This is a genomic window from Myxococcus llanfairpwllgwyngyllgogerychwyrndrobwllllantysiliogogogochensis (assembly GCF_006636215.1).
In the GTDB taxonomy this organism is placed as follows: Bacteria; Myxococcota; Myxococcia; order Myxococcales; family Myxococcaceae; genus Myxococcus; species Myxococcus llanfairpwllgwyngyllgogerychwyrndrobwllllantysiliogogogochensis.
Genome location: NZ_VIFM01000682.1, coordinates 1 through 514, shown reverse-complemented (window position 1 = coordinate 514; position 514 = coordinate 1). Strand labels below are relative to the sequence as shown.

The 514-nt window shown below is 77.2% G+C and carries 1 protein-coding gene; it reads right to left on the bottom strand.

The annotated features are described in order from the left end of the window. Positions 1 to 496 (bottom strand): cell wall protein (locus FJV41_RS50000; RefSeq protein WP_246137927.1); only part of this gene is annotated, 496 nt, incomplete at its 3' end. Positions 497 to 514: the final 18 nt, after the last annotated feature.

Sequence of the window (514 nt, the reverse complement as noted above, 5' to 3'; positions counted from 1 at the left end):
TGGCCCAGCGCTGGGCGGTAGCCTTGGCGCGCTCGCGCTCCGAAGCGAGGGGATTCGCTTCCGGCTTCCCGGCCGGCGTTGGCGCCCCAGGTCCGGAGGCGCCGTCCGCGCCCGTCGCCCCCTTCTTGCGCACCCACATGCGAGGGGTGGCGCTGACGGGCGGTTGCGGTGTGGAAGGCGCGGCGTCGGCCTTGGGCCTGCGCCCGCGCGGGAGGATGACGTCGGGGAGGGTGTGGGGCGCGGCGTCCTCCACCCATGCTGCATGCAGCCGGCCGGTGGCCGCCATGAGGCGCCGCTTCTGGTAGTGGGCGGCGCAGTAGCCCTGGCTGCGGTGGGGGCGCTTGCAGCCGATGACGGCACAGGCCCTGGCCGCAGGCGCGGGAGGCGGGAGCGGCGGCAGGCGCTGCGGCTGCGCAGGGGGCGGAGGCCTCGCGTCGTGGACGGGGCGCTGGCGCGACACTTCCTGCTGTGGCCCCGGGGCGAGGCGGCTCGCCACCCCGGCCAGTCTCGCGAC